We start from the raw sequence: 23350 nt of genomic DNA, 5'->3' as shown, positions 1-23350 counted from the left end.
CATGATGATTCCCGTGTGCCGTCTCGCGGATCTCCCGCGAGGTGAGGCCTTCCGGCTCGACATCGATCCGCCGGTCTCGGTGTTCCATACCGATGACGGCGAGGTCTTCGCCATCGACGACACCTGCACCCACCAGGACGCCTCGCTCGCCGACGGCTGGCTGGAGGGCTGCGAGGTGGAATGCCCGCTGCACGCTTCCAAGTTCGACCTGCGCACCGGCGCCGTCGACGCCCCACCGGCCAAGCTGCCGGTGCGGACGCACGAGGTCGTCGTCGAGGACGGCATGATCTACGTCCAGGTGTCGACCGACGCCCCCAATCTGCCGCCCTGCATCGCCTCCCGCCTCGCCGGAGGTCCCGCGTGAGGACGGTCGCCGTGGTCGGCGCCTCGCTGGCCGGCCTGTCGGCGGCGCGCTCACTGCGGGGGCAGGGCTACGACGGGCGGCTCGTCGTCATCGGCGACGAGATTCACCGCCCGTACGACAGGCCCCCGCTGTCCAAGGAGTTCCTGGCCGGCACGATCGGCGAGGCCGACCTCGTGCTGGAGACGGACGACGAGGACCTGGGGGCCGAGTGGCTGCTCGGCGCCCGCGCCACCGGCCTCGACCGCACCCGGCGCGCCGTCCGGCTCGCCGACGGGAGTGAGCTCCGCGCCGACGGCATCGTCATCGCGACGGGTGCCGCCGCGCGCAATCTGCCCGGCGCCGAGGGCCTTTCCGGAGTGCACACCCTGCGCACCCTGGACGACGCCCGCGCCCTGCGCGACGAACTGGCCCGCGGCGGACGGCTCGTGGTGATCGGCGGCGGCTTCATCGGTGCCGAGGTCGCCTCCACGGCCTACGCCCTCGGGCTCGACGTGACGGTGGTCGAGGCGGCCCCGACGCCGCTTGCAGGACCGCTCGGCGAGACCATGGGTGCGGTCGTCTCCGCACTCCACGCGGACCACGGCGTACGGCTGCTGTGCGGCGTGGGCGTCAAGGGGCTCAGCGGTGAGCGCCAGGTCGACGCCGTGCTGCTGGAGGACGGCCGCAGCATCCCCGCCGACATCGTCGTCGTCGGTGTGGGTGCACGCCCGTGCGTCGAGTGGCTGGAAGGCTCCGGTGTCACGCTCGACAACGGCGTGAAGTGCGGCGCCGACGGCCGCACCAGCCTCGCCGGTGTGGTCGCGGTCGGCGACTGCGCCAACTGGTACGACCCCCGCGCGGGCGCCCATCGCCGCGTGGAGCACTGGACCGGGGCGCGCGAGCGCCCCGACGCCGCCATCGCCACACTGCTGGCGGGCGGTGCGGTGGAGCCGGGCGTGCCCCGGCCGCCGTACTTCTGGTCCGACCAGTACGGAGTGAAGATCCAGTTCGCCGGCCATGCGGCCGGCGCCGACAGTGTGACGGTCGAGGAAGGCGCTGCGGACGACCGCAACGTCCTCGCCGTCTACCGGCGTGCCGGACAGCCGGTCGCCGTGCTCGGGATGAACCAGCCGCGGCTGTTCACCCGCTGGCGCAAGCAGCTGAGCGCCTCGCTGTGAGTGCCGTGATGTGCCGTTTTTCTTCTGCGGCGCCATTGTGGCTGGTCGCGCCCCCCGGCGGAGCCGCACACAAGCACCGTCCCGCGCCCCTGTGGGGCGCTCCTACCATTACGTTCCCGAGGAGTGCACCGTGACCTCGACCAGCCTGCCGGACAGCCTGATCGCCACCCTTCCTGGTTCCTCCTACACGGATCCGGCGATCTTCGCCCAGGAGCAGGAGCGCATATTCGAGACCATGTGGTTCTGCGTCGCACGCTCCTCCGAGCTGGCCAAGCCCGGCGCCTTCCGCACCGTCGACGTGGGCCGTGAGAGCATCCTCGTCACCCGCGCCCGGGACAACTCGATCCGCGCCTACTTCAACGTGTGCCGCCACCGCGGCGCCAAGCTCTGCACCGAGGAGACCGGCGAGGTCAAGCGGGCCTTCCAGTGCCCGTACCACGCCTGGACCTACGACCTGAACGGCAAGCTGGTCGCGGCCCCCAACCTCACCAAGATGCCCGACGTCGGCCGCACCGAGTACGGCCTGGTCAGTGTGGCCGTCCGTGAATGGCTCGGCTACGTCTGGGTGTGCCTGGCGGAGAACCCGCCCTCCTTCGAGGAGGACGTCATCGGCGAGGTGATCTCCCGTCTCGGCGACGTGGAGTCGATCGAGCACTACGACATCGACAACCTCTCCGTGGGCAAGCGGATCGTCTACGACGTCAAGGCGAACTGGAAGCTCATCATCGAGAACTTCATGGAGTGCTACCACTGCGCCACGATCCACCCCGAACTCACCGAGGTGCTCCCGGAGTTCGCCGACGGCTACGCCGCCCAGTACTACGTCGGGCACGGCGCCGAGTTCGGTGAGGAGGTGCAGGGCTTCACGGTCGACGGCTCCGAGGGCCTGGACCGCATCCCCGGGGTCGCCGAGGACCAGGACCGCCGCTACTACGCGATCACGGTCAAGCCGCAGGTCTTCATCAACCTCGTCCCCGACCATGTGATCTTCCACCGGATGTACCCGGTGGCCGTCGACCGCACGATCGTCGAATGCGACTGGCTCTACCTCCCGCACGTCGTGGAGAGCGGCAAGGACGTCAGCCGGTCCGTGGAGCTCTTCGACCGCGTCAACCGCCAGGACTTCGACGCCTGCGAGCGCACACAGCCCGGCATGAGCTCCCGGATGTACGCCAAGGGCGGCGTGCTGGTGCCGAGCGAGCACCACATCGGAGCCTTCCACGACTGGGTGAACGAGCGCCTGGGCCTGTCCCAGGGGTGACTCAGCCCAGGTAGCCCATGCGGTGACTGATCTCCTCCGCACCCTTGATCAGCACGGGCGCGAGCTCGCGCATCCGCTCCTCCGTGAAGCGGTACGAGGGCCCGGAGGCGGTGACCGCCGCGATGACCTCGCCGTCCCGGTCCAGGACCGGGGCGGCCATGGCGTGCAGACCGATCTCCAGCTCCTCCTTGGTCCAGGCGTAGCCGGCCTCCCGTACCTCGGCGAGGGTCTTCTCGAGCTTCGCCTTCGAGGTGAGGGTGTGCGGCGTGACCTTCTTCAGGCCCGCCTCGGCCAGCAGCGCGGCGCGCTCCTTGGCGGGCAGGTACGCCAGCAGGCACTTGCCGCTCGACGTGGCGTGCAGCGGGGTCAGCTGACCGACCCAGTTGTGCGCGGTGACCGCTCCGGGGCCGCGCACCTGGTACAGGTTGATCGCGTAGTGCTCCTGCAGCACCGCGATGTTCACCGTCTCACCGATCTCCTCGGCGAGCCGCTCGCAGACCGGGCGGCCCTGCTGGGTGATGTCGATGCGTCCCGTCACCGCGCCGGCCAGGCGTACGATGCCGAAGCCGAGCCGGTACTTGCCGCGCTCGCCCGCCTGCTCCACCAGACCGCGCGCCTCCAGGGCGCCGAGAAGGCGGAAGGCGGTGGACTTGTGAACATCGATCTCGGCGGCCACTTCACTGACGCCCGCCTCGCCGCGCTGCGCGAGGATCTCCAGGACGCTGATGGCTCGGTCGACCGACTGCACTCCGCCGGCCTGCGAATTTGACGTTTCGGTGTCTTGGCTGTGGTTGCTCACTCCGAAACTATACGCGCAGTAAACAACACGACTGCAAGTAACCGTGGCGAAATCAACAACCCGTAAGTTGCGTGGCTCGCAACCTAGTGCGTATAGCGCTACTGGTACTAGCATGCCTCGCGTATCTACGGCGCGAGCGAGACGAGGCACCATGGCTCCCCAATACGACTTCGTCATCGTCGGCGGCGGTTCGGCCGGCAGTGCACTGGCGAACAGGCTCTCAGCTGACCCGGCGAACAAGGTGCTGGTCCTGGAGGCAGGCCGCTCCGACTACCCCTGGGACGTCTTCATCCACATGCCCGCGGCACTGACGTACCCGATCGGCAGCCGCTTCTACGACTGGAAGTACGAGTCCGAGCCCGAGCCCCACATGGGCGGCCGGCGCATCTACCACGCGCGCGGCAAGGTGCTCGGCGGCTCCAGCAGCATCAACGGCATGATCTTCCAGCGCGGCAACCCCATGGACTACGAGCGCTGGGCGGCCGACCCCGGCATGGAGACCTGGGACTACGCGCACTGTCTGCCGTACTTCCGGCGGATGGAGAACTGTCTGGCCGCCGACCCGGACGACGAGTTCCGCGGCCACGACGGCCCCCTCGTCCTGGAGCGCGGCCCGGCCACCAACCCCCTCTTCGGCGCCTTCCTCAAGGCCACCCAGGAAGCCGGTTACGCCCCCACCGACGACGTGAACGGCTACCGGCAGGAGGGCTTCGCCAAGTTCGACCGCAACGTCCACCGCGGACGCCGTCTTTCGGCCTCGAAGGCGTACCTCAAGCCCGCCAGGAAGCGGCCCAACCTCACCGTCACGACCCGCGCCCTGGTCACCCGCGTCCTTTTCGAGGGCAAGAAGGCCGTCGGCGTCGAGTACCAGCGCGGCAAGGGCGCCCCGAAGCAGGTGCGCGCCAAGGAAGTCATCCTGTGCGGCGGCGCGATCAATTCCCCGCAGCTGCTGCAGCTGTCCGGCGTCGGCAACGCGGAGGAGCTGCGCGCCCTCGGCATCGACGTCGTGCACGATCTGCCGGGCGTCGGCGAGAACATGCAGGACCACCTGGAGGTGTACATCCAGTACGCCTGCAAGCAGCCCGTGTCCATGCAGCCGTATCTGGCCAAGTGGCGGGCCCCCTTCATCGGCCTGCAGTGGCTGTTCCGCAAGGGCCCCGCGGCCACCAACCACTTCGAGGCCGGCGGCTTCGCCCGCAGCAACGAGGACGTGGACTACCCCAACCTGATGTTCCACTTCCTGCCCATCGCGGTCCGCTACGACGGTTCCGTGCCCGCCGGCGGCCATGGCTACCAGGTCCACGTCGGGCCCATGTACTCCGACGCCATCGGCTCGGTGAAGATCAAGAGCAAGGATCCGCGCGAACACCCGGCGCTGCGCTTCAACTACCTTTCCACCGAGCAGGACCGCAGGGAGTGGGTCGAGGCGATCCGCGTCGCCCGCAGGCTCCTCAACCAGCCCGCGCTCGCGCCTTTCAACGACGGGGAGGTCTCGCCCGGCCCGTCCGTGGAGACGGACCAGGAGATCCTCGACTGGGTCGCCAAGGACGGCGAGACCGCCCTGCACCCGTCCTGCACCTGCAAGATGGGCACCGACGAGATGTCCGTCGTCGACCCCACCAGCATGCGCGTGCACGGCGTGGAGGGCCTGCGGGTCGTCGACGCGTCGGTGATGCCGTACGTCACCAACGGCAACATCTATGCGCCGGTGATGATGGTCGCCGAGAAGGCCGCCGACCTGATCCTCGGCAAGGAGCCCCTGGCGCCGTCGAAGGCCGCGTACTACCGCCACCGCGACGCCCAGAAGCAGGCCGGGTAGCGGGCCTTGGACGCCACCGGCCTGAGGGCGCTGCTGGACGGTGTCCGCTACGAGGTGCTGCCCGCGAAGGCCACCGAGGACAAGGTCCTCGCCCATGTCCCGCGCGACGTCGTGGTCACGGTCACGGCGTCGCCGGTCAAGGGCCTGGAGCCGACCCTCGAACTGACCGGCCGGCTCGCGGCGCACGGCTACCGCGTCGTGCCGCACGTGCCCGCCCGGCTGCTGCGGGACGAGGTGCATCTGAAAGAGGTCGTCGAGCGGCTGCGCGAGGCGGGCGTGGACGACGTCTTCGTGCCGGCGGGGGACGCCAACCCGCCGGCCGGGGCCTACGACGGCTCCCTGCCGGTGCTGCGCAGGCTCACCGAGCTGGGCGAGCCCTTCGCCCACGTGGGCATCACCGGCTACCCCGAGAGCCATCCCCTCATCCACGACGACATCACCATCCAGTCGATGTGGGACAAGCGCGCGCACGCCACGTACATCGTCAGCAACCTGTGCTTCGACCCGCGCGTGCTCGGGGAGTGGATCGCCCGGATACGGCGGCGGGACGTCTCCCTGCCGGTGTACGTGGGTGTCGCCGGGCCCGTGCAGCGGACCAAGCTGATGGCGATGGCGACGAAGATCGGGGTGGGGGAGTCGACGCGGTTCCTGACGAAGCATGCGTCGTGGTTCCTGCGGTTCGCTGCCCCCGGGGGCTATTCACCCGACCGCCTGCTGCAGCGCAGCGAGGCGGCCCTCACGGCGCCTTCGGCGGGAGTGGCGGGCCTGCACGTGTTCACTTTCAACCAGATTGCTGAGACCGAAGTGTGGCGCCGGGCGGTGCTGGAGCGGCTCGGCGGCTGAGGGGGGTGCAGTGGGCGTACTGGGGGCTGCCGCCCCCAGGCCCCCGCTTCGGCCCTTGAGGGGCCTCGTCCTCAAACGCCGGACGGGCTGGAGTTGCCGGCCGGTGCCAGGATGCAGCCGTATACAGGCAGAAACCCGTATACAGACAGAGCGCGGGCGGGGCTGGAAATCCAGCCCCGCCCGTCTCGTGGCGTACCGCTCAGCGGAAGACCACCGTGCGGTTGCCGTCCACCATCACCCGGCTCTCGCTGTGCCACTTCACCGCGTGTGCGAGTACCTGGGCCTCCACGTCCCGGCCGACCGTGACCAGCTCGCCGGGGTCGAGGGAGTGGTCCACGCGGACCACGTCCTGCTCGATGATCTGGCCCTCGTCCAGGTCCGAGGTCACATAGTGCGCCGTCGCGCCGACGAGCTTCACTCCGCGGTCGTAGGCCTGGACGTACGGGCGCGCGCCCTTGAAGCTGGGCAGGAAGGAATGGTGGATGTTGATCGCGCGGCCCTCCAGCTGCTTGCACAGGTCGTCGGAGAGGACCTGCATGTAGCGGGCGAGCACCACGAGGTCGACGTCCAGCTCGCGCACCAGCTCCAGCAACCGCGCCTCCGCGTCCGGCTTGGTCTCCTTGGTCACCGGGACGTGGTGGAAGGGGATGCCGTAGGTCTCCGCCAGGCCCTCGAAGTCCCGGTGGTTGGAGACGATCGCGGGGATCTCGATGTTGAGGGCGCCGGTGCGGCGGCGGAAGAGCAGGTCGTTGAGGCAGTGGCCGAACTTGGACACCATGATGAGCGTCCGGGTCGGGGTCGAGGCGTCCCACAGCTTCCAGGAGATGCGGTAGGCCTCGGCGACGGGACCGAACCGGTAACGCAGAGTTTCCAGATCCGCGTTTGGATCGGAAACGTCGAAGTGGACCCTCATGAAGAAGCGGCCCTGGAGTCGATCATCGAACTGCTGGCTTTCCAGGATGTTGCCGGAGTTCCTGACGAGGAAGCCGCTCACGGCATGGACCAGTCCCGCGCTGTCGGGACACGAGAGGGTGAGGACGAACTCACGGCCAGGTTGCGGGCGAGGGGACATGTGCGGCCTCCGTCGGTGCGTATTGCACAACAAGGTGAGCGATACGCAACATGGTCGGGCCGGTGGGCCCCCCGGTCAAGAGAGGAAGGGGCATTGGGCCTCTTGCGAAATCGTCATCCGCCAACCCCTTGACGTCTGTCTGGACATTCGTCAGGGTGTTCCACCACAAGCAATTGAATGCACGATGCGCAACGAATTTCGGTTGAAAGGCTTGGCGCGTGGCAGATCTGTATGTGGACGGAGAGTGGCGCGAGCCGGTGGCCGGCGGGCGCCGCGAAATCCGCTGCCCCGCCGACGGCACCCTCTCGGCGACCGTGGCGGAAGGGACGCGTGCCGACACGGAGGCGGCGATCGCCGCGGCCCGCCGAGCCTTCGACGAGGGCCCCTGGCCCCGCACCCCCGAGCGTGAGCGCGGCGCACTGCTGCTGCGCACCGCCGACATCCTCGAGCGCGACGCCAAGGAGTTCGCCCGCGCCGAGTCGCTGGACACCGGCAAGCGGCTGGTGGAGAGCGAGTACGACATCGCGGACGTCGTCTCCTGCTTCCGCTTCTACGGCGGGATCGGCGGCACGGACGCCGGACGGGTGATCGACACCGGCCGCGAGGACGCCATCAGCCGCGTCGTGTACGAGCCGGTCGGCGTGTGCGGACTGATCACCCCCTGGAACTACCCGCTGCTGCAGGCCAGTTGGAAGGTCGCCCCGGCGCTGCTCGCCGGCAACACGATCGTCCTGAAGCCCAGCGAGCTCACCCCCTCCACCTCCATCCTGCTGATGAAGGCACTGGAGGAGGCCGGACTCCCGGCCGGCGCCGCCAACCTCGTCCTGGGCACCGGCCCGGAGGTCGGCGCACCGCTGTCCGAGGACCCGCGCGTCGACATGGTCTCCTTCACCGGGGGCCTGGAGACCGGCAAGCGGATCATGGCCACCGCGGCCGCCACCGTGAAGAAGGTGGCGCTGGAGCTCGGCGGCAAGAACCCCAACGTCGTCTTCGCCGACGCCGACTTCGAGACGGCCGTGGACATGGCTCTCACGGCCGTCTTCCTGCACTCCGGGCAGGTCTGCTCGGCGGGGGCCCGGCTGATCGTCGAGGACTCGCTGCACGACCGCTTCGTCGACGAGGTGGTCCGTCGCGCCCGGCAGATCCGCCTGGGCGGGCCCTTCGACGCCGACGCCGAGACGGGAGCGCTGATCTCCGCCCAGCACCTGGCGAAGGTCGAGGCGTACGTCGCAGCGGGCATCGCCGAGGGCGCCGTACTGCGCTGCGGCGGGCAGCGGCCCGCCGACCCGGACCTCGCGGGCGGTCACTACTACCCGCCGACCGTGCTCGACGCGTGCACGCAGGACATGCGGGTGGTGCACGAGGAGTCCTTCGGGCCCGTGCTGACCATCGAACGCTTCACCGACGAGGACGATGCCGTACGCATCGCCAACGACACCGAGTACGGCCTCGCCGGCGCCGTCTGGACCGAGGACGCCGGCAAGGCCCAGCGGGTCGCCCGGCGGCTGCGCCACGGCACGGTCTGGATCAACGACTACCACCCCTATGTGCCGCAAGCGGAATGGGGTGGCTTCGGGCACTCGGGCACGGGCCGGGAGCTGGGACCGACCGGCCTGGACGAGTACCGAGAGCCCAAGCACATCTGGCAGAACATCCAACCCCGGCCGCAGCGCTGGTTCCGCGGCTGAACGCCGAAATGAGGTCGATCGTGACCCCCACACAGACAGAGGTGCCGCAGCGGCGTGGCACCCCCCAGGACTCGGACGGCACGCCCGTCATATCCGTGCGCAATCTGTGGAAGGTGTTCGGGCCGAAGGCCGACCGGGTGCCGGGCTCAGAGGAGCTGTGCGGTCTCTCCCGCCGCGAGCTGATGGACCGCACCGGCTGTACCGCCGCGGTCCGTGACGTGAACTTCGACGTCCGCAAGGGCGAGGTGTTCGTGGTCATGGGCCTGTCCGGCTCCGGCAAGTCCACCCTCGTACGATGTCTGACCCGGCTGATCGAACCCACTTCGGGTGAGCTCGTCTTCGAGGGCCAGGACATTCGTGAGGCGGACGCGGCCCGGCTGCGCGACCTGCGCCGCCGCAAGTTCTCCATGGTCTTCCAGCACTTCGGGCTGCTGCCGCACCGCCGGGTCGTGGACAACGTGGCCTTCGGCCTGGAGATCCGCGGCATGAGCAGGGCCGAGCGCACCAAGCGGGCCCTGGAGGTCGTCGAGCTGGTCGGCCTGTCCGGCTACGAGAACTCCTACCCCGACCAGCTCTCCGGCGGTATGCAGCAGCGCGTCGGCCTTGCCCGGGCGCTCGCCGGAGACCCGGACGTGCTCTTCTTCGACGAGCCGTTCTCCGCGCTCGACCCGCTGATCCGCCGTGACATGCAGAACGAGGTCATCCGCCTGCACCACGAGGTCGGCAAGACCATGGTGTTCATCACCCACGACCTCTCCGAGGCGCTGAAGCTGGGCGACCGCATCCTGATCATGCGTGACGGCAAGATGGTCCAGTGCGGCACCGGCGACGAGCTGGTCGGCGCCCCGGCCGACGACTACGTCCGCGAGTTCGTCAAGGACGTGCCGCGCGGCGACGTCCTCACCCTGCGCTGGATCATGCGGGCGCCGGAGGACGGCGACGAGCTGGACGGCCCCGAGCTGGGCCCGGACGTCGTGGTGAAGGAGGCGACCAGGGCGGTGCTCGCGGCCGACAAGCCCATCAAGGTCGTGGAGGACGGCAAGCTGCTCGGCATTGTCGGTGACGAGGAGATCCTCGCGGTGGTCGCCGGGCAGGAAGGCGGCGCGTGATGACCGTCGCCGTAGAGAAGCCCGAGAAGACGGAGGCCGCGGAGCCGGTCGCGCCCGTCAAGGTGGCACGAAAGATCAGCCGGCCCATGGTGGTCGGCGCGATCGTGGTCGTCTGGCTGGTGCTCTTCGCCGTACTGCGCGGCAAGCAGACGCTGTCGCTTGCGGCGGCCGACCTGACCGATCTGCACCGCTGGATCAACGACTTCAACGACTCCATCGGCGCCAACCGCAACTCCAACCCGCTCTTCCTGTACTTCTTCAACGAGATCCGGCTGGTCATCGACAACCTGGTGACCTTCATCCAGCACCTGATCTCCCAGCCGTCCGGGGCCCGCCCGGTCCCGGAGATCGGCTGGCTCGGCGTCGTAGGCATCGCCGGCTATGTCTCCTGGGCCGTGGGCAACTGGCGGGTCGCGCTGCTGGCGGTGGCCGGGTTCACGTTCTTCGGGCTGCAGGGGCTGTGGCAGGAGAGCATGGACACCCTCTCCCTCACCCTCTCCGCGGTGTTCGTGGCGTTGTTGTTCGCGATCCCGCTGGGGGTGTGGGCGGGACTGTCCGACCGGTTCAACCGGATCGCCACGCCCTTCCTGGACTTCATGCAGACGATGCCGACCTTCGTCTACCTGGCACCGCTGACCCTGTTCTTCCTCATCGGCGGCGCCTCCGCCACCATCGCCACCGTGATCTACGCGGCCCCTCCGACGATCCGCATCACCGCGCACGCCATCCGCAACGTCTCCAAGACGACGGTCGAAGCGGCCGACTCACTCGGTGCCACCCGCCGCCAGTCGCTGCTGAAGGTCCTGCTGCCGATGTCCAAGCGGACCGTGGTGATGGGCGTCAACCAGACCATCATGGCCGCCCTGGCCATGGTGACCATCGCGGCCCTGATCAATGCGCCGGGCCTCGGCGTGATCGTTCTTCAGGCACTGCAGTCGCTCGACGTCGGAACCGCCTTCAACGCGGGCCTCGCCATCGTCGTCATGGCGATCGTCCTGGACCGGGTGACCACCGCGGCGGCGGCACGCGAGGAGAACGCACGCAACGCCAAGCACGACCTCTCGAAGTGGCGGCGGCCGTTGCTGGGCGCCGGTGCCGTCGTCACGGCGGTCCTGATCTATCTGTCGCACACCTACCTGTGGGCGGCCGACTTCCCCGGTGACGGGACCGTCGGCAGCCACATCGCGAGCGCGGCCGACAGCGCGACCAACTGGGCGCAGGACAGCCTGTCGGGTGTCACCAACGCCATCCGTGACGTCATCACCAACGGCCTGCTCAATCCGTTCCAGACGCTGGTCACCGACTCCCCGTGGTGGCTCGTCGGCGCGGTGCTGGTGGCGCTGGGCGTGGTGCTCGGCGGCTGGAAGTCCGGGGTCACCACGGCCGTGTGCGTGGGCCTGCTGGTCGGCACCGGTCTGTGGTCGGACGCCATGACCACGCTGGCCTCGACGCTGGTGGCGACGGTCTTGGTGATGGTCCTCGGCATCGTCTTCGGGGTGTGGATGGGGCGCAGCATGATGGTGGACCGGCTGATCCGGCCCACCCTGGACGCCGCCCAGGTCATGCCGCCCTTCGTCTACCTCGTGCCGTTCCTCGCGCTGTTCGGCCCCACGCGCTTCACGGCCATCGTGGCCGCGATCGTCTACGGGGCCCCCGTCGCCATGAAGATCATCGCGGACGGGATCCGGGCCGTGCCCGAGACCACCGTGGAGGCGGCCACCTCCGCCGGGTGCAACACCTGGCAGATCATCACCAAGGTTCAACTGCCGATGTCACGCAGTGCCCTGACGCTTGCGACCAACCAGGGCCTGATCTACGTGCTGTCGATGGTTGTTGTGGGCGGCCTGGTAGGGGCAGGCGCTCTCGGCTACGACGTCGTGGCCGGTTTCTCACAGGGGCAGCTGTACGGGAAGGGGCTTGCCGCGGGTCTGGCCATCGTCCTTCTCGGAGTCATGTTCGACCGGATCACTCAGGCCGCGGCGCGCCGCGCCAGCGCTTAAGGAGCACGACACCATGGCAAGACACTGGCGAGCCGGCGCGGCCGGCCTGGCCGTCCTCGGCCTCACCCTCACCGCGTGCGGCGGGGCGAAAGTCGGCGACAGCTCCTCCGCGGGCTCGGGAAGCTCGGGCAAGTGCGGCACCTTCAACCTGGCCGTCAACCCGTGGGTGGGCTACGAGGCGGACGCTGCGGTCGTCGCGTACGTCGCGCAGCACAACCTCGGCTGTACGGTCAACAAGAAGAACCTCAAGGAAGAGATCGCCTGGCAGGGCTTCGGCACCGGCGAGGTCGACGCGGTCCTGGAGAACTGGGGCCACGCCGACCTGGTGAAGAAGTACATCACCGAGCAGAAGACCGCCGTGGACGCCGGCCCGACCGGCAACAAAGGCATCATCGGCTGGTACGTGCCGCCGTGGCTGGCCAAGGCGCACCCCGACATCCTCGACTGGAAGAACCTCAACAAGTACGCGTCGAAGTTCCAGACCTCCGAGTCCGGCGGCAAGGGCCAGCTCCTGGACGGCGACCCGTCGTACGTCACCAACGACGAGGCGCTGGTCAAGAACCTGAAGCTGGACTTCAAGGTGGTGTACGCGGGCAGCGAGACGGCGCTCATCCAGGCCTTCCGCACCGCCGAGAAGAACAAGCAGTGGGTGATCGGCTACTTCTACGAGCCGCAGTGGTTCATGTCCGAGGTCCCGCTGAAGAAGGTCACCCTGCCCGCGTACAAGACGGGCTGTGACACAGACGCGGCCAAGGTCGCCTGCGACTATCCCGTCTACAACCTGAACAAGGTCGTCAGCGCGAAGTTCGCCAAGTCCGGCAGCCCCGCCTACAACCTGGTGAAGAACTTCACCTGGACGAACGACGACCAGAACGAGGTCGCCAAGTACATCGCCCAGGACAAGCTGACGGACGACGCGGCGGCCAAGAAGTGGGTCGAGGCCAACAAGGACAAGGTGGACGCCTGGATCAAGTAGCCCGGCCCGACGGCCGGACTCGGCGGACGGTCGAACATGCCCGGCGGGCGGCGTGCACTGGTGTGCGCCGCCCGCCGGGCATCGCCATGTCCCGGGCGGGTGTTCCGGCCCGTTTTCCGACGTCACGGACCTCTTGACACCCCCTCCCGCGACAGGCACGCTGAGTTGCGCAACCTGAATCACGTTGCGCAGAAAGCAACTCGACGGTTTTGAATTTCGGAGGTGCGGCGATGGCGGGACCCCGAGTGGTGATCATCGGAGCGGGCGTCGTGGGAGCGGCCCTCGCTGACGAGATCTCCGCGCGAGGCTGGACCGAAGTGACCGTGGTCGACCAGGGCCCGCTGCCCGCCACGGGAGGCTCCACCTCACACGCGCCGGGCCTGGTCTTCCAGACCAACTCCTCCAAGACCATGACCGAGCTGGCCCGCTACACGGTCGAGAAGTTCTGTTCCCTCGACGTCGACGGCAAGCCCTGCTTCCTCCAGGTCGGCGGCCTCGAAGTGGCGACCACCCCGGAGCGCCTCGCGGAACTGCACCGCCGCCACGGCTGGATCACCGCCTGGGGCATCGAGGCCCGGCTGCTGAGCGCCGACGAGTGCGTCGAGCAGCACCCGCTGGTCAACCGGGACAAGGTCCTCGGCGGCCTCCTCGTCCCCACCGACGGCCTGGCCAAGGCGGTCCTCGCCGTGGAGGCGCAGATCCGCCGCGCCACCGAGCGCGGCGTCACCTTCCTGGCCCGCCACGAGGTACTCGACGTCCAGCAGGCCGACGGCCGCGTCACCGGCGTCCTCACCGACCAGGGCGAGATCGCGGCCGACATCGTGGTGTGCTGCGCCGGCATCTGGGGCCCGAAGATCGCCCGCATGGTGGGCATGAACCTCCCGCTGACCCCGCTCGCCCACCAGCTCGCCTGGACCGGCCCGGTACCGGCGCTCGCCGGCCAGACCGAGGAAGCGGTCCGTCCGATCCTGCGCCACCAGGACGCCGACCTCTACTACCGCGACCGCTTCGACGGCATCGGCATCGGCTACTACGGCCACCGCCCGATGCCGATCACCGCCGACGAGATCCTCTCCTTCGACGAGGCCGCGCCCATGCCGTCGGTCCTGAAGTTCACCGAGGAGGACTTCGAGCCCGCCTGGACCGAGACCCAGTCGCTGCTCCCCGCCACGCAGGAGGCCAAGGTCGAGGAGGGCATCAACGGCCTGTTCTCCTTCACCACCGACAACTTCCCTCTCCTCGGCGAGTCCCAGGACGTCAAGGGATTCTGGGTCGCCGAGGCCGTGTGGGTCACCCACTCCGCCGGCGTCGGCCGGGCGATGGCCGAATGGCTGGTCGACGGCTACTGCTCCTCCTTCGACCTGCACGAGTGCGACGTCAACCGCTTCGAGCCGCACCAGCTGTCCCCGGAGTACGTCCTGGCCCGCGACTGCCAGAACTTCGTCGAGGTCTACGACATCCTCCACCCCCTCCAGCCGTCCGGGAAGCCGCGCCCGATCCGCACCAGCCCCTTCCACGCCCGCCAGCAGGAGCACGGTGCCTTCTTCCTGGAGGCGAACGGCTGGGAGCGCCCGCAGTGGTACGAGGCCAACGCCTCCCTCGTCGAGGGCCGCAACATCCCCACACCCAACGACTGGGCGGCGCAGTTCTGGTCGCCCATCGTCGGCGCGGAGGCGCAGGCCACCCGGGAGACCGTCGCGATGTACGACATGACGGCCCTCAAGCGCCTCGAGGTCAGCGGCCCCGGCGCCGCCGACTTCCTGGAGAAGCTGGTCACCGGCAAGGTCGCCAAGTCGGTCGGCTCGGTGACGTACACCCTGCTGCTCGACCACGACGGCGGCATCCGCAGCGACGTCACCGTCGCCCGCCTGGCCCGCGACCTCTTCCAGGTCGGCGCCAACGGCAACCTGGACCTCGACTGGTTCACCCGCCACCTCCCCGCCGACGGCACCGTCCAGGTCCGCGACACAACCCCCGGCACCTGCTGCATCGGCCTGTGGGGCCCGCTGGCCCGCAAGGTGCTGCAGCCGCTGACGGACGAGGACTTCTCGGGCGACGGCCTCAAGTACTTCCGCGCCAAGCGCGCCCACATCGGCTCGGTGCCGGTGACCGCGATGCGCCTGTCGTACGTCGGTGAACTGGGCTGGGAGCTGTACACCACCGCCGACCAGGGCCAGAAGCTCTGGGACACCCTGTGGGAGGCGGCGAGGCCCCTGGGCGGCATCATCGCCGGCCGCGGCGCCTTCAACAGCCTCCGCCTGGAGAAGGGGTATCGGTCCTTCGGCACCGACATGACCTATGAGCACGACCCCTATGAGGCCGGTGTCGGGTTCGCCGTGAAGCTCGACAAGGAGGACTTCATCGGCAAGGCCGCCCTTGAGCGCCGCAAGGAGAACGTGCAGCGCAAGTTGACCTGCCTCACCATCGACGACCCGCAGTCCGTCGTCCTCGGCAAGGAGCCGGTTTTCGACGGTGAGCGGGCGGTCGGCTACGTCACCAGCGCAGCGTACGGCTACACGATCGGCAAGGGCATTGCGTATGCGTGGCTGCCGAGTGAGCTGGCCGCTCCTGGGACCACGCTGCAGATCGGGTACTTCGACCAGCGCATCGAAGCAGTCGTCACCGAAGAGCCGCTGTTCGACCCGACCATGTCCCGTCTCCGTGGGTGAAGCGTTCGTAGTGCCGCGATTGGTTGTCGATCGGCTGCAGGTTCGGTGTGGCTGGTCGAGCAGTTCCCCGCGCCCCTTCGGGGCGCCGCCGCTGAGCCCTGTTGGAAGGAGTGCCGTCGGTGACTGCCCAAGTGCTTGACGGTAAGGCGACCGCCGCTGCCATCCGCCGCGAACTCGCCGAGCGCGTCGCCAAGTTGACCGCCGATGGCGGGCCGCCGCCGGGCCTCGGCACCGTCCTCGTCGGGGACGACCCCGGCAGTCATGCCTATGTCGGCGGGAAGCACCGGGACTGTGCGCAGGTCGGGATCGCGTCCATCCGGCGTGATCTGCCCGCGGACGCGACCCAGCAGCAGGTCGAGGACGTCATCGACGAACTCAACGCCGATCCGGCCTGCACCGGCTACATCGTCCAGCTCCCGCTGCCGGGGCACCTGGACGCGGGCGCCGTGCTGGCCCGTATGGACCCGGCCAAGGACGCCGACGGACTGCACCCCGTCAACCTCGGCCGGCTCGTCCTGGGCACCGAGGCGCCGCTGCCCTGCACCCCGCGTGGCATCGTCGAACTGCTCCGCCGCCACGAGGTGCCCCTCGCGGGCGCCCGGGTGTGCGTGATCGGACGCGGGATCACGGTCGGACGGCCCATCGGCCTGCTTCTGACCCGCCGCTCCGAGAACGCCACCGTGACCCTGTGCCACACCGGCACCAAGGGCCTGTCCTGGCACGTGCGCGAGGCGGACATCGTCATCGCGGCGGCCGGCTCACCCGGACTGATCACCAAGGACATGCTGCGCCCCGGCGCGGCCGTCCTGGACGTCGGCATCACCCGCACCGAGAACGGGCTGGTCGGCGACATCCACCCGGAGGCCGCCGAGGTCGCCGGCTGGCTCGCGCCGATGCCCGGAGGTGTGGGCCCCATGACCCGCGCGATGTTGCTGGCCAACGTCGTCGAGGCCGCCGAGAGGAACGCGAACGCCGTATGAACGCGCTGAACACCCCCCTGGCCGAGCTGGACCCCGAGGTCCACGAAGCCCTCACCGCCGAACTCCACCGTCAGCAGTCCACCCTCGAAATGATCGCCTCCGAGAACTTCGCGCCCACCGCCGTGATGGAGGCGCAGGGCTCGGTCGCGACCAACAAGTACGCCGAGGGCTACCCCGGCCGCCGCTACTACGGCGGCTGCGAACACGTGGACGTCACCGAGCGGCTGGCGATCGAGCGCATCAAGTCCCTGTTCGGCGCGGGCTACGCCAACGTCCAGCCGCACTCGGGCGCGCAGGCCAACACGGCGGTCTTCTTCGCGCTGCTCCAGCCCGGCGACACCATCCTCGGCCTGGACCTCGCGCACGGCGGCCACCTCACCCACGGCATGCGCATCAACTACAGCGGCAAGATGCTGAACGTGGTGCCCTACCACGTGTCCGAGGCCGACAACCTGGTCGACATGGACGAGGTCGAGCAGCTCGCCAAGGAACACCGCCCCAAGATGATCATCGCGGGCTGGTCGGCCTACCCCAGGCAGCTGGACTTCGCGGCCTTCCGCCGGATCGCCGACGAGGTCGGCGCTCTGCTGATGGTCGACATGGCGCACTTCGCGGGCCTGGTGGCGGCGGGGCTGCACCCGAACCCGGTCCCGCACGCCCATGTCACCACCACGACCACCCACAAGACGCTCGGCGGCCCGCGCGGCGGGGTCATCCTCACCAACGAGGCGGACCTCGCCAAGAAGATCAACTCGGCGGTGTTCCCGGGTATGCAGGGCGGCCCCCTGGAGCACGTCATCGCCGCAAAGGCGGTGTCCTTCAAGGTCGCGGCCTCCCCGGAGTTCGCCGAACGCCAGGCCCGCACGCTGGCCGGCTCCCGCATCCTGGCCGAGCGTCTGACGCAGCCGGACGCGGCGGCGGCCGGGGTGAAGGTCCTGACCGGAGGTACGGATGTCCACCTGGTCCTCGTGGACCTGCGGGACTCGACGCTCGACGGCCGTCAGGCCGAGGACCTGCTCCACGAGATCGGCATCACGGTCAACCGCAACGCCGTCCCCAACGATCCGCGCCCACCGATGGTCACCTCCGGCCTGCGCATCGGCACCCCGGCGCTGGCCACCCGCGGCTTCATGGAGAAGGACTTCACGGAGGTCGCCGACGTGATCGCGCTGGCCCTCCAGCCCGAGCCCGACATCGCGGCCCTGCGCGCCCGCACCGCGGCCCTGGCCGCCAAGCACCCGCTCTACCCGCACCTTTCCGGTACTTCAGGAGACGCCCGATGAGCCCCACCACCCCCGGCGCCGACCTCCCCGACCACCCGGAATTCCTGTGGCGCAACCCCGAGCCGAAGCGGTCGTACGACGTCGTGATCGTGGGCGGCGGCGGCCACGGCCTGGCCACCGCCCACTACCTGGCCAGGAACCACGGCATCACCAACGTCGCCGTACTGGAGAAGGGCTGGCTCGCGGGCGGCAACATGGCCCGCAACACCACGATCATCCGCTCCAACTACCTGTGGGACGAGAGCGCCGGCATCTACGAGCACGCCCTCAAGCTGTGGGAGGGCCTGGACGAGGAGCTGGACTACCCGATCCTCTTCTCCCAGCGCGGTGTCCTCAACCTCGCCCACAGCCTCCAGGACGTCCGTGACAGCGTCCGCCGTGTCGAGGCGAACCGCCTCAACGGCGTCGACGCCGAGTGGCTCGACGCGGAGCAGGTCAAAGAGGTCTGCCCGATCGTCAACATCTCACCCGACGTGCGCTACCCGGTCCTCGGCGGCACCTACCAGCCCCGCGCAGGCATCGCCAAGCACGACTACGTGGCCTGGGGCTTCGCCCGCTCCGCGGACGCGGCCGGCATCGACATCATCCAGAACTGCGAGGTCACCGGCCTGGACGTGGTCGGCGGCCGGGTCGTGGGCGTCCAGACCAACCTGGGCCCGATCGCGGCCGGCAAGGTGGCCCTCTGCTCCGCGGGCCACACCTCGGTCCTCGCCGCCATGGCGGGCATCGACCTCCCGGTCCAGAGCCACCCCCTGCAGGCCCTGGTGTCGGAACTCCTGGAACCGGTGCACCCCACCGTCGTCATGTCCAACGCCGTCCACGTGTACGTCAGCCAGGCGCACAAGGGCGAGCTGGTGATGGGCGCGGGCATCGACGCGTACAACTCCTACACCCAGCGCGGCGCCTTCCACATCATCGAGGACCAGATGGCGGCGGCCCTGGAGCTCTTCCCGGTCTTCGCCCGCGCCCACGTCCTGCGCACCTGGGGCGGCATCGTCGACGTCAGCCCCGACGCCTCGCCGATCGTCGGCCTGAGCCCCGTCGACAACCTCTACCTCAACTGCGGCTGGGGAACGGGCGGTTTCAAGGCCACACCCGGCGTCGGCTGGGTCTACGCCCACACCATCGCCCACGACACCCCCCACCCCCTCAACGCCCCCTTCTCGCTCGACCGTTTCACCACCGGCGCGCTCGTCGACGAGCACGGCGCTGCCGCGGTGGCCCACTAGGGAGCCCGAACCATGCTGTTGATCTCATGCCCGTGGTGCGGGCCCCGCGACGAAGCCGAGTTCCACTACGGCGGCCAGGCGCATGTGGCCTATCCGCAGGACCCGTCGGCGCTGACCGACGAGGAGTGGGCCAAGTACCTGTTCTTCCGCGACAACCCGAAGGGCCCGTTCGCCGAACGCTGGAGCCACTCGGCGGGCTGCCGCCGCTGGTTCAACGCAATACGGGACACGTCGACGAACGAGATCCTGGCGGTGTACCGGTCGGGTGAGGGACGCCCGGCGACTGTTGAGCCCCGGTCCGCAACTCCTGCCTCGCTTGCGGCCACGTCTGAGCCGCGTCCAGCCACTCCAGCCCGTCCGGCGTTTGAGGACGAGGCCCCTTCAGGGCCGAACGGGGGCCTGGGGGCAGAGCCCCCGGCGACGTCCACGGCCACAGGCCTCCGCCTCGCGAGCGGCGGTCGCATCAACCGCGCCGAACCCCTCACGTTCACTTTCGACGGCACCGAATACCAGGGCTACCGAGGCGACACCCTGGCCTCGGCACTGCTGGCCAACGGAGTGATCACCGCAGCGACCGGCATCAAGCTCGGCCGCCCCCGAGGCATCTTCTCCGCCGGCGTGGAAGAACCCAACGCCGTCGTCCAGATCGAGGAACCCTTCCCCGAGCCCATGCTCCCGGCGACGACCGTCGAGCTCTACGACGGCCTGGTCGCCACCAGCCTCCCCGGCCAGGGCCGCCTGGCCACCCGACCGGACCCCGCCCGCTACGACGCCGTACACGCCCACTGCGACCTGCTGATCGTCGGCGCCGGCCCCGCCGGCCTCGCGGCGGCAGCGGCCGCGGCGGGCAGCGGCGCCCGAGTCATCCTCGCCGACGACCGCCCCGAACTCGGCGGCAGCCTCCTCGGCACCGGCGAACTCCCCGGCTGGGCAGATGAGTTGGAGGCCCGTCTGGAGTCCGCCCCCGAGGTCCGCGTGCTGCGCCGTACCACCGTCTTCGGCTACTACGACGACAACCACCTCCTCGCCGTGGAGCGCCGCACCAACCACCTCGGCGCCGACGCCCCGGCGAACGTGTCCCGCGAACGCGTCCACCGCATCCGCGCCCGCCGTGTCGTCCTCGCCACCGGCGCCCACGAGCGCTCGCTGGCCTTCGCGGACAACGACCGTCCCGGCATCATGCTGGCCGCCTCGGCCCGCACCCACCTGCACCGCCACGGTGTCCTGCCCGGCCGTCACGCCGTCGTGTTCACCACCAACGACAGCGCCTACACTGCCGCACTGGACCTCGCCGCGGCGGGCGTCCGGATCGCGGCGATCGTCGACACCCGCCCCGCACCGGGCGAGTGGGCGGACCGCGCCCGCGCCGCCGGCATCGAGGTGCTCGCCGGATACGCGGTGACCGGCACGGAGGGCGAGGCGCGGCTGACCGCTGTGAGCGTCGCGCCGTACGGGGAGACCGCGGCGCAGCGGGAGTTCGCCGCGGACCTGCTGCTGGTCTCCGGCGGCTGGAACCCGGTGGCGCACCTGTTCAGCCAGGCGGGCGGCAAGCTCCGCTACGACGAGGCGCTCGGCACCTTCGTGCCCGACGTCGTCCGGCAGGCCGTCGAGGTCGCGGGCAGCGCGAACGGCACCTTCGACCTGGCCGCCGTGCTCGCCCAGGGCGCCGCCGCCGGTGCCCGGGCGATCGAGGCCGAGGGCTACACCCCGGACACCCCGGACACCCCGGCGCTCCCGGCCGTGCCCGCCCAGCCGCAGGCCACGCCTCCCATGCAGGTCTTCACCGTCCCCGGCCGCGAAGGCGCCCCCCGCTTCGTCGACCTCCAGCGCGACGTCACCATCGACGACCTGGCCCGCTCGACCGGCGCCGGCATGCGCTCGGTCGAGCACACCAAGCGCTACACCACGGCCGGAACCGCCAACGACCAGGGCAAGACCTCCGGCGTCCTGGCCAGTGGCGTGGTCGCCGACCTGCTCGGCGTGGACATCTCCGCGCTCGGCACGACCACCTTCCGGCCGCCCTACACACCCGTTTCCTTCGCGGCCCTCGCGGGCCGGGACCGGGGCGTGCTGAGCGACCCGGTCCGCACCACCGCCCTGCACGGATGGCACGTCGAACACGGCGCCCTGTTCGAGAACGTCGGCCAGTGGAAGCGCCCCTGGTACTACCCACAGGACGGCGAGGACCTGGAGACGGCCGTGCTGCGCGAGTGCGCGGCCACGCGCGAGAGCGTGGGTTTCATGGACGCCTCCACCCTCGGCAAGATCGACGTACAGGGCCCCGATGCCGGCGTCTTCCTCGACCTGCTCTACACCAACATGATGAGCACCCTGAAGGTCGGCATGATCCGCTACGGCGTGATGTGCAAGCCGGACGGCATGGTCTTCGACGACGGCACGGTCATCCGCCTCGCTCCGGACCGCTTCCTGGTCACCACGACCACCGGCAACGCGGCGACCGTACTGGACTGGATGGAGGAGTGGCTGCAGACCGAGTGGCCGGAGCTGAAGGTCCACTGCACCTCGGTCACCGAGCAGTGGGCCACCGTCGCCCTGGTCGGCCCGAAGTCCCGCGAGGTCCTCGCCTCGCTCGCTCCCCGACTGGCCGTCTCCAACGAGGACTTCCCGTTCATGGCCTGGCGGGAGACGACCGTCGCGGGCATCGGGGCGCGCGTGTGCCGGATCAGCTTCTCCGGTGAGCTCGCCTACGAGATCAACGTGTCGCCGTGGGAGGCCCTCGCCCTGTGGGAGGCGCTGTACGAGGCCGGTGCCCCGTACGGCATCACCCCGTACGGCACCGAGACCATGCACGTCCTGCGTGCCGAGAAGGGCTACCCGATCATCGGGCAGGACACCGACGGCACCATCACCCCGCACGACCTCGGGATGAGCTGGGCGGTGTCGAAGAAGAAGCCGGACTTCATCGGCAAGCGCTCGTTCGCCCGCGCCGACACCGTCCGCCCGGACCGCAAGCACCTGGTCGGCCTGCTCCCGGAGGACCCCGGCACCTTCCTCCCCGAGGGCACCCAGCTGGTCGCCGACAGCGAACTGCCCGCGCCGCCCGTCCCGATGCTCGGCCACGTCACCTCCAGCTACCGCAGCGCCGCCCTCGGCCGCACCTTCGCCCTCGCCCTGATCAAGGGCGGCCGGGAGCGCATCGGCGAGCGGTTGTACGCCCCCGTCGGCGACCGGCTGGTCCCGGTGACCGTCGCAAGCCCCGTCCTCTACGACCCCGAGGGAGCCCGCCGCGATGGCTGACACCGCACTCACCGCCCCGCCCCGCAGCCCCCTGGCGCCCTACGCAGACCGGCTGGCCGCCGCGACCCGCACCTCCCGGGGCGCCGTCCGGCTGGCCGAACTCCCCTTCCTGTCCCAGGTGAACGTCCGCCTGGACGCCAAGGGCGGAGCGGCCGACGCGGTCGGGCTCGCACTGGGCCTGCAGCTGCCGCTCGAACCCAACACGGCCATCCGCGCGGGGGAGTCGACCGCGCTGTGGCTCGGCCCGGACGAATGGCTGGTGGTGGGCCCGCCGGGCAGCGAGCGGGACCTGGAGACCCGGATCCGGGCCGCCGTCGGAGAGGAGCCCGTCTCCGTCACCGACGTCTCCGCCCAGCGCACCACCCTCCTCGTCTCCGGCTCCAGCGCCCGCGATCTGCTTGCCCACGGCTGCGCGCTGGACCTGCACCCGCGCGCCTTCGGCACCGGCCGCTGCGCCCAGACGACGCTGGGCCGCACCCAGGTCGTCCTGGTCGCCCGGGACGAACCCGGGGCCGGATTCTGGGTCCTGGTCCGTTCGTCCTTCGCCGGGTACTTGGCGGACTGGTTGTTGGACGCGGCGACCGAATACATCTAGGGTCCCGCGGCCCGGTGCCTCCCCCCGCCAGGTGGCGGGGGAGGTCCGGGCACCCGCCGGACACTCCCGGCCCGAACGCCTCTCCCGCCTGGGAGGCATGACCCAGAACGCAGATGACACGGCGCACGTCGAGTCCGGCTCCGCCCGCTCCGAGCGCCCGGCGAGTGAACCGGCCGGAGCCTCGGCGGCTCAACGCCCCCGGTGGGCCGCCTGATCGGCGTGGATCTGGCCCGCGGCCTCGCGGTCTA

Annotated in this window: 17 protein-coding genes; 15 read left to right on the top strand and 2 right to left on the bottom strand. The window is 69.9% G+C overall.

The window, feature by feature from the left end:
- Position 1: 1 nt before the first annotated feature.
- The 3 genes from AB0N07_RS00425 to AB0N07_RS00415 all read left to right on the top strand — a co-directional run bounded on the left by AB0N07_RS00425 (position 2) and on the right by AB0N07_RS00415 (position 2782).
- On the top strand, positions 2 to 364 hold the full coding sequence (locus tag AB0N07_RS00425) for a bifunctional 3-phenylpropionate/cinnamic acid dioxygenase ferredoxin subunit (protein ID WP_030928447.1): 363 nt from the start codon (positions 2 to 4) through the stop codon (positions 362 to 364).
- On the top strand, positions 361 to 1521 hold the full coding sequence (locus AB0N07_RS00420; RefSeq protein WP_365830519.1) for an FAD-dependent oxidoreductase: 1161 nt from the start codon (positions 361 to 363) through the stop codon (positions 1519 to 1521). The genes AB0N07_RS00425 and AB0N07_RS00420 overlap by 4 nt, the downstream gene beginning before the upstream one ends.
- Positions 1522 to 1651: 130 nt before the next feature.
- Positions 1652 to 2782, top strand: coding sequence for an aromatic ring-hydroxylating dioxygenase subunit alpha (locus AB0N07_RS00415; RefSeq protein ID WP_365830517.1), 1131 nt, complete (start codon positions 1652 to 1654; stop codon positions 2780 to 2782).
- Position 2783: 1 nt separating this feature from the next.
- Here AB0N07_RS00415 and AB0N07_RS00410 read toward each other — a convergent pair whose 3' ends face one another.
- Complete coding sequence (locus AB0N07_RS00410) at positions 2784 to 3530, bottom strand: IclR family transcriptional regulator (RefSeq protein WP_365830797.1); 747 nt, start codon at positions 3528 to 3530, stop codon at positions 2784 to 2786.
- Positions 3531 to 3732: 202 nt separating this feature from the next.
- Here AB0N07_RS00410 and betA point away from each other — a divergent pair, with 202 nt between their 5' ends.
- Positions 3733 to 5400: a choline dehydrogenase gene (gene betA / locus AB0N07_RS00405; protein WP_365830515.1), complete on the top strand. Its 1668-nt coding sequence runs from the start codon at positions 3733 to 3735 to the stop codon at positions 5398 to 5400.
- Between the two features lie 6 nt (positions 5401 to 5406).
- A complete protein-coding gene (locus tag AB0N07_RS00400) occupies positions 5407 to 6243 on the top strand; it encodes a 5,10-methylenetetrahydrofolate reductase (RefSeq protein WP_365830513.1) in 837 nt (278 codons plus the stop codon).
- Between the two features lie 199 nt (positions 6244 to 6442).
- On the opposite strand, the gene purU is transcribed toward AB0N07_RS00400, so the two are convergent.
- Positions 6443 to 7315, bottom strand: a complete 873-nt coding sequence (purU, locus tag AB0N07_RS00395; protein ID WP_365830511.1) for a formyltetrahydrofolate deformylase — start codon at positions 7313 to 7315, stop codon at positions 6443 to 6445.
- 218 nt (positions 7316 to 7533) lie between these two features.
- Between purU and AB0N07_RS00390 the strand changes: the two genes are divergently transcribed.
- The 10 genes from AB0N07_RS00390 to AB0N07_RS00345 all read left to right on the top strand — a co-directional run bounded on the left by AB0N07_RS00390 (position 7534) and on the right by AB0N07_RS00345 (position 23102).
- Entirely contained in the window at positions 7534 to 9003 is a 1470-nt protein-coding gene (locus AB0N07_RS00390) for an aldehyde dehydrogenase family protein (protein WP_365830509.1), read from the top strand.
- Between the two features lie 20 nt (positions 9004 to 9023).
- Positions 9024 to 10112, top strand: a complete 1089-nt coding sequence (locus AB0N07_RS00385; protein ID WP_365830507.1) for a glycine betaine/L-proline ABC transporter ATP-binding protein — start codon at positions 9024 to 9026, stop codon at positions 10110 to 10112.
- A complete protein-coding gene (locus tag AB0N07_RS00380) occupies positions 10112 to 12112 on the top strand; it encodes an ABC transporter permease subunit (protein WP_365830505.1) in 2001 nt (666 codons plus the stop codon). The genes AB0N07_RS00385 and AB0N07_RS00380 overlap by 1 nt, the downstream gene beginning before the upstream one ends.
- A gap of 13 nt (positions 12113 to 12125) precedes the next feature.
- Positions 12126 to 13088, top strand: a complete 963-nt coding sequence (locus AB0N07_RS00375) for an ABC transporter substrate-binding protein (RefSeq protein WP_365830503.1) — start codon at positions 12126 to 12128, stop codon at positions 13086 to 13088.
- Between the two features lie 230 nt (positions 13089 to 13318).
- Complete coding sequence (locus AB0N07_RS00370; protein WP_365830502.1) at positions 13319 to 15757, top strand: FAD-dependent oxidoreductase; 2439 nt, start codon at positions 13319 to 13321, stop codon at positions 15755 to 15757.
- 119 nt (positions 15758 to 15876) lie between these two features.
- A complete protein-coding gene (locus AB0N07_RS00365; RefSeq protein ID WP_365830500.1) occupies positions 15877 to 16737 on the top strand; it encodes a bifunctional methylenetetrahydrofolate dehydrogenase/methenyltetrahydrofolate cyclohydrolase in 861 nt (286 codons plus the stop codon).
- Positions 16734 to 18020, top strand: a complete 1287-nt coding sequence (gene glyA / locus AB0N07_RS00360) for a serine hydroxymethyltransferase (protein WP_365830498.1) — start codon at positions 16734 to 16736, stop codon at positions 18018 to 18020. Before AB0N07_RS00365 ends, glyA begins: the two co-directional genes overlap by 4 nt.
- Positions 18017 to 19249, top strand: a complete 1233-nt coding sequence (locus AB0N07_RS00355; protein ID WP_365830496.1) for a sarcosine oxidase subunit beta family protein — start codon at positions 18017 to 18019, stop codon at positions 19247 to 19249. The genes glyA and AB0N07_RS00355 overlap by 4 nt, the downstream gene beginning before the upstream one ends.
- A gap of 12 nt (positions 19250 to 19261) precedes the next feature.
- Complete coding sequence (locus AB0N07_RS00350; protein ID WP_365830494.1) at positions 19262 to 22507, top strand: sarcosine oxidase subunit delta family protein; 3246 nt, start codon at positions 19262 to 19264, stop codon at positions 22505 to 22507.
- Positions 22500 to 23102 carry a sarcosine oxidase subunit gamma family protein gene (locus AB0N07_RS00345; protein WP_365830492.1) on the top strand — a complete coding sequence of 201 codons (603 nt, stop codon included), beginning with the start codon at positions 22500 to 22502 and terminating at the stop codon, positions 23100 to 23102. The genes AB0N07_RS00350 and AB0N07_RS00345 overlap by 8 nt, the downstream gene beginning before the upstream one ends.
- Positions 23103 to 23350 lie beyond the last annotated feature (248 nt).

Origin of the sequence: Streptomyces sp. NPDC051172 (genome assembly GCF_040682555.1) — a bacterium.
Classification (GTDB): domain Bacteria; phylum Actinomycetota; class Actinomycetes; order Streptomycetales; family Streptomycetaceae; genus Streptomyces.
This window is presented reverse-complemented; position numbering and strand designations above follow the sequence as displayed.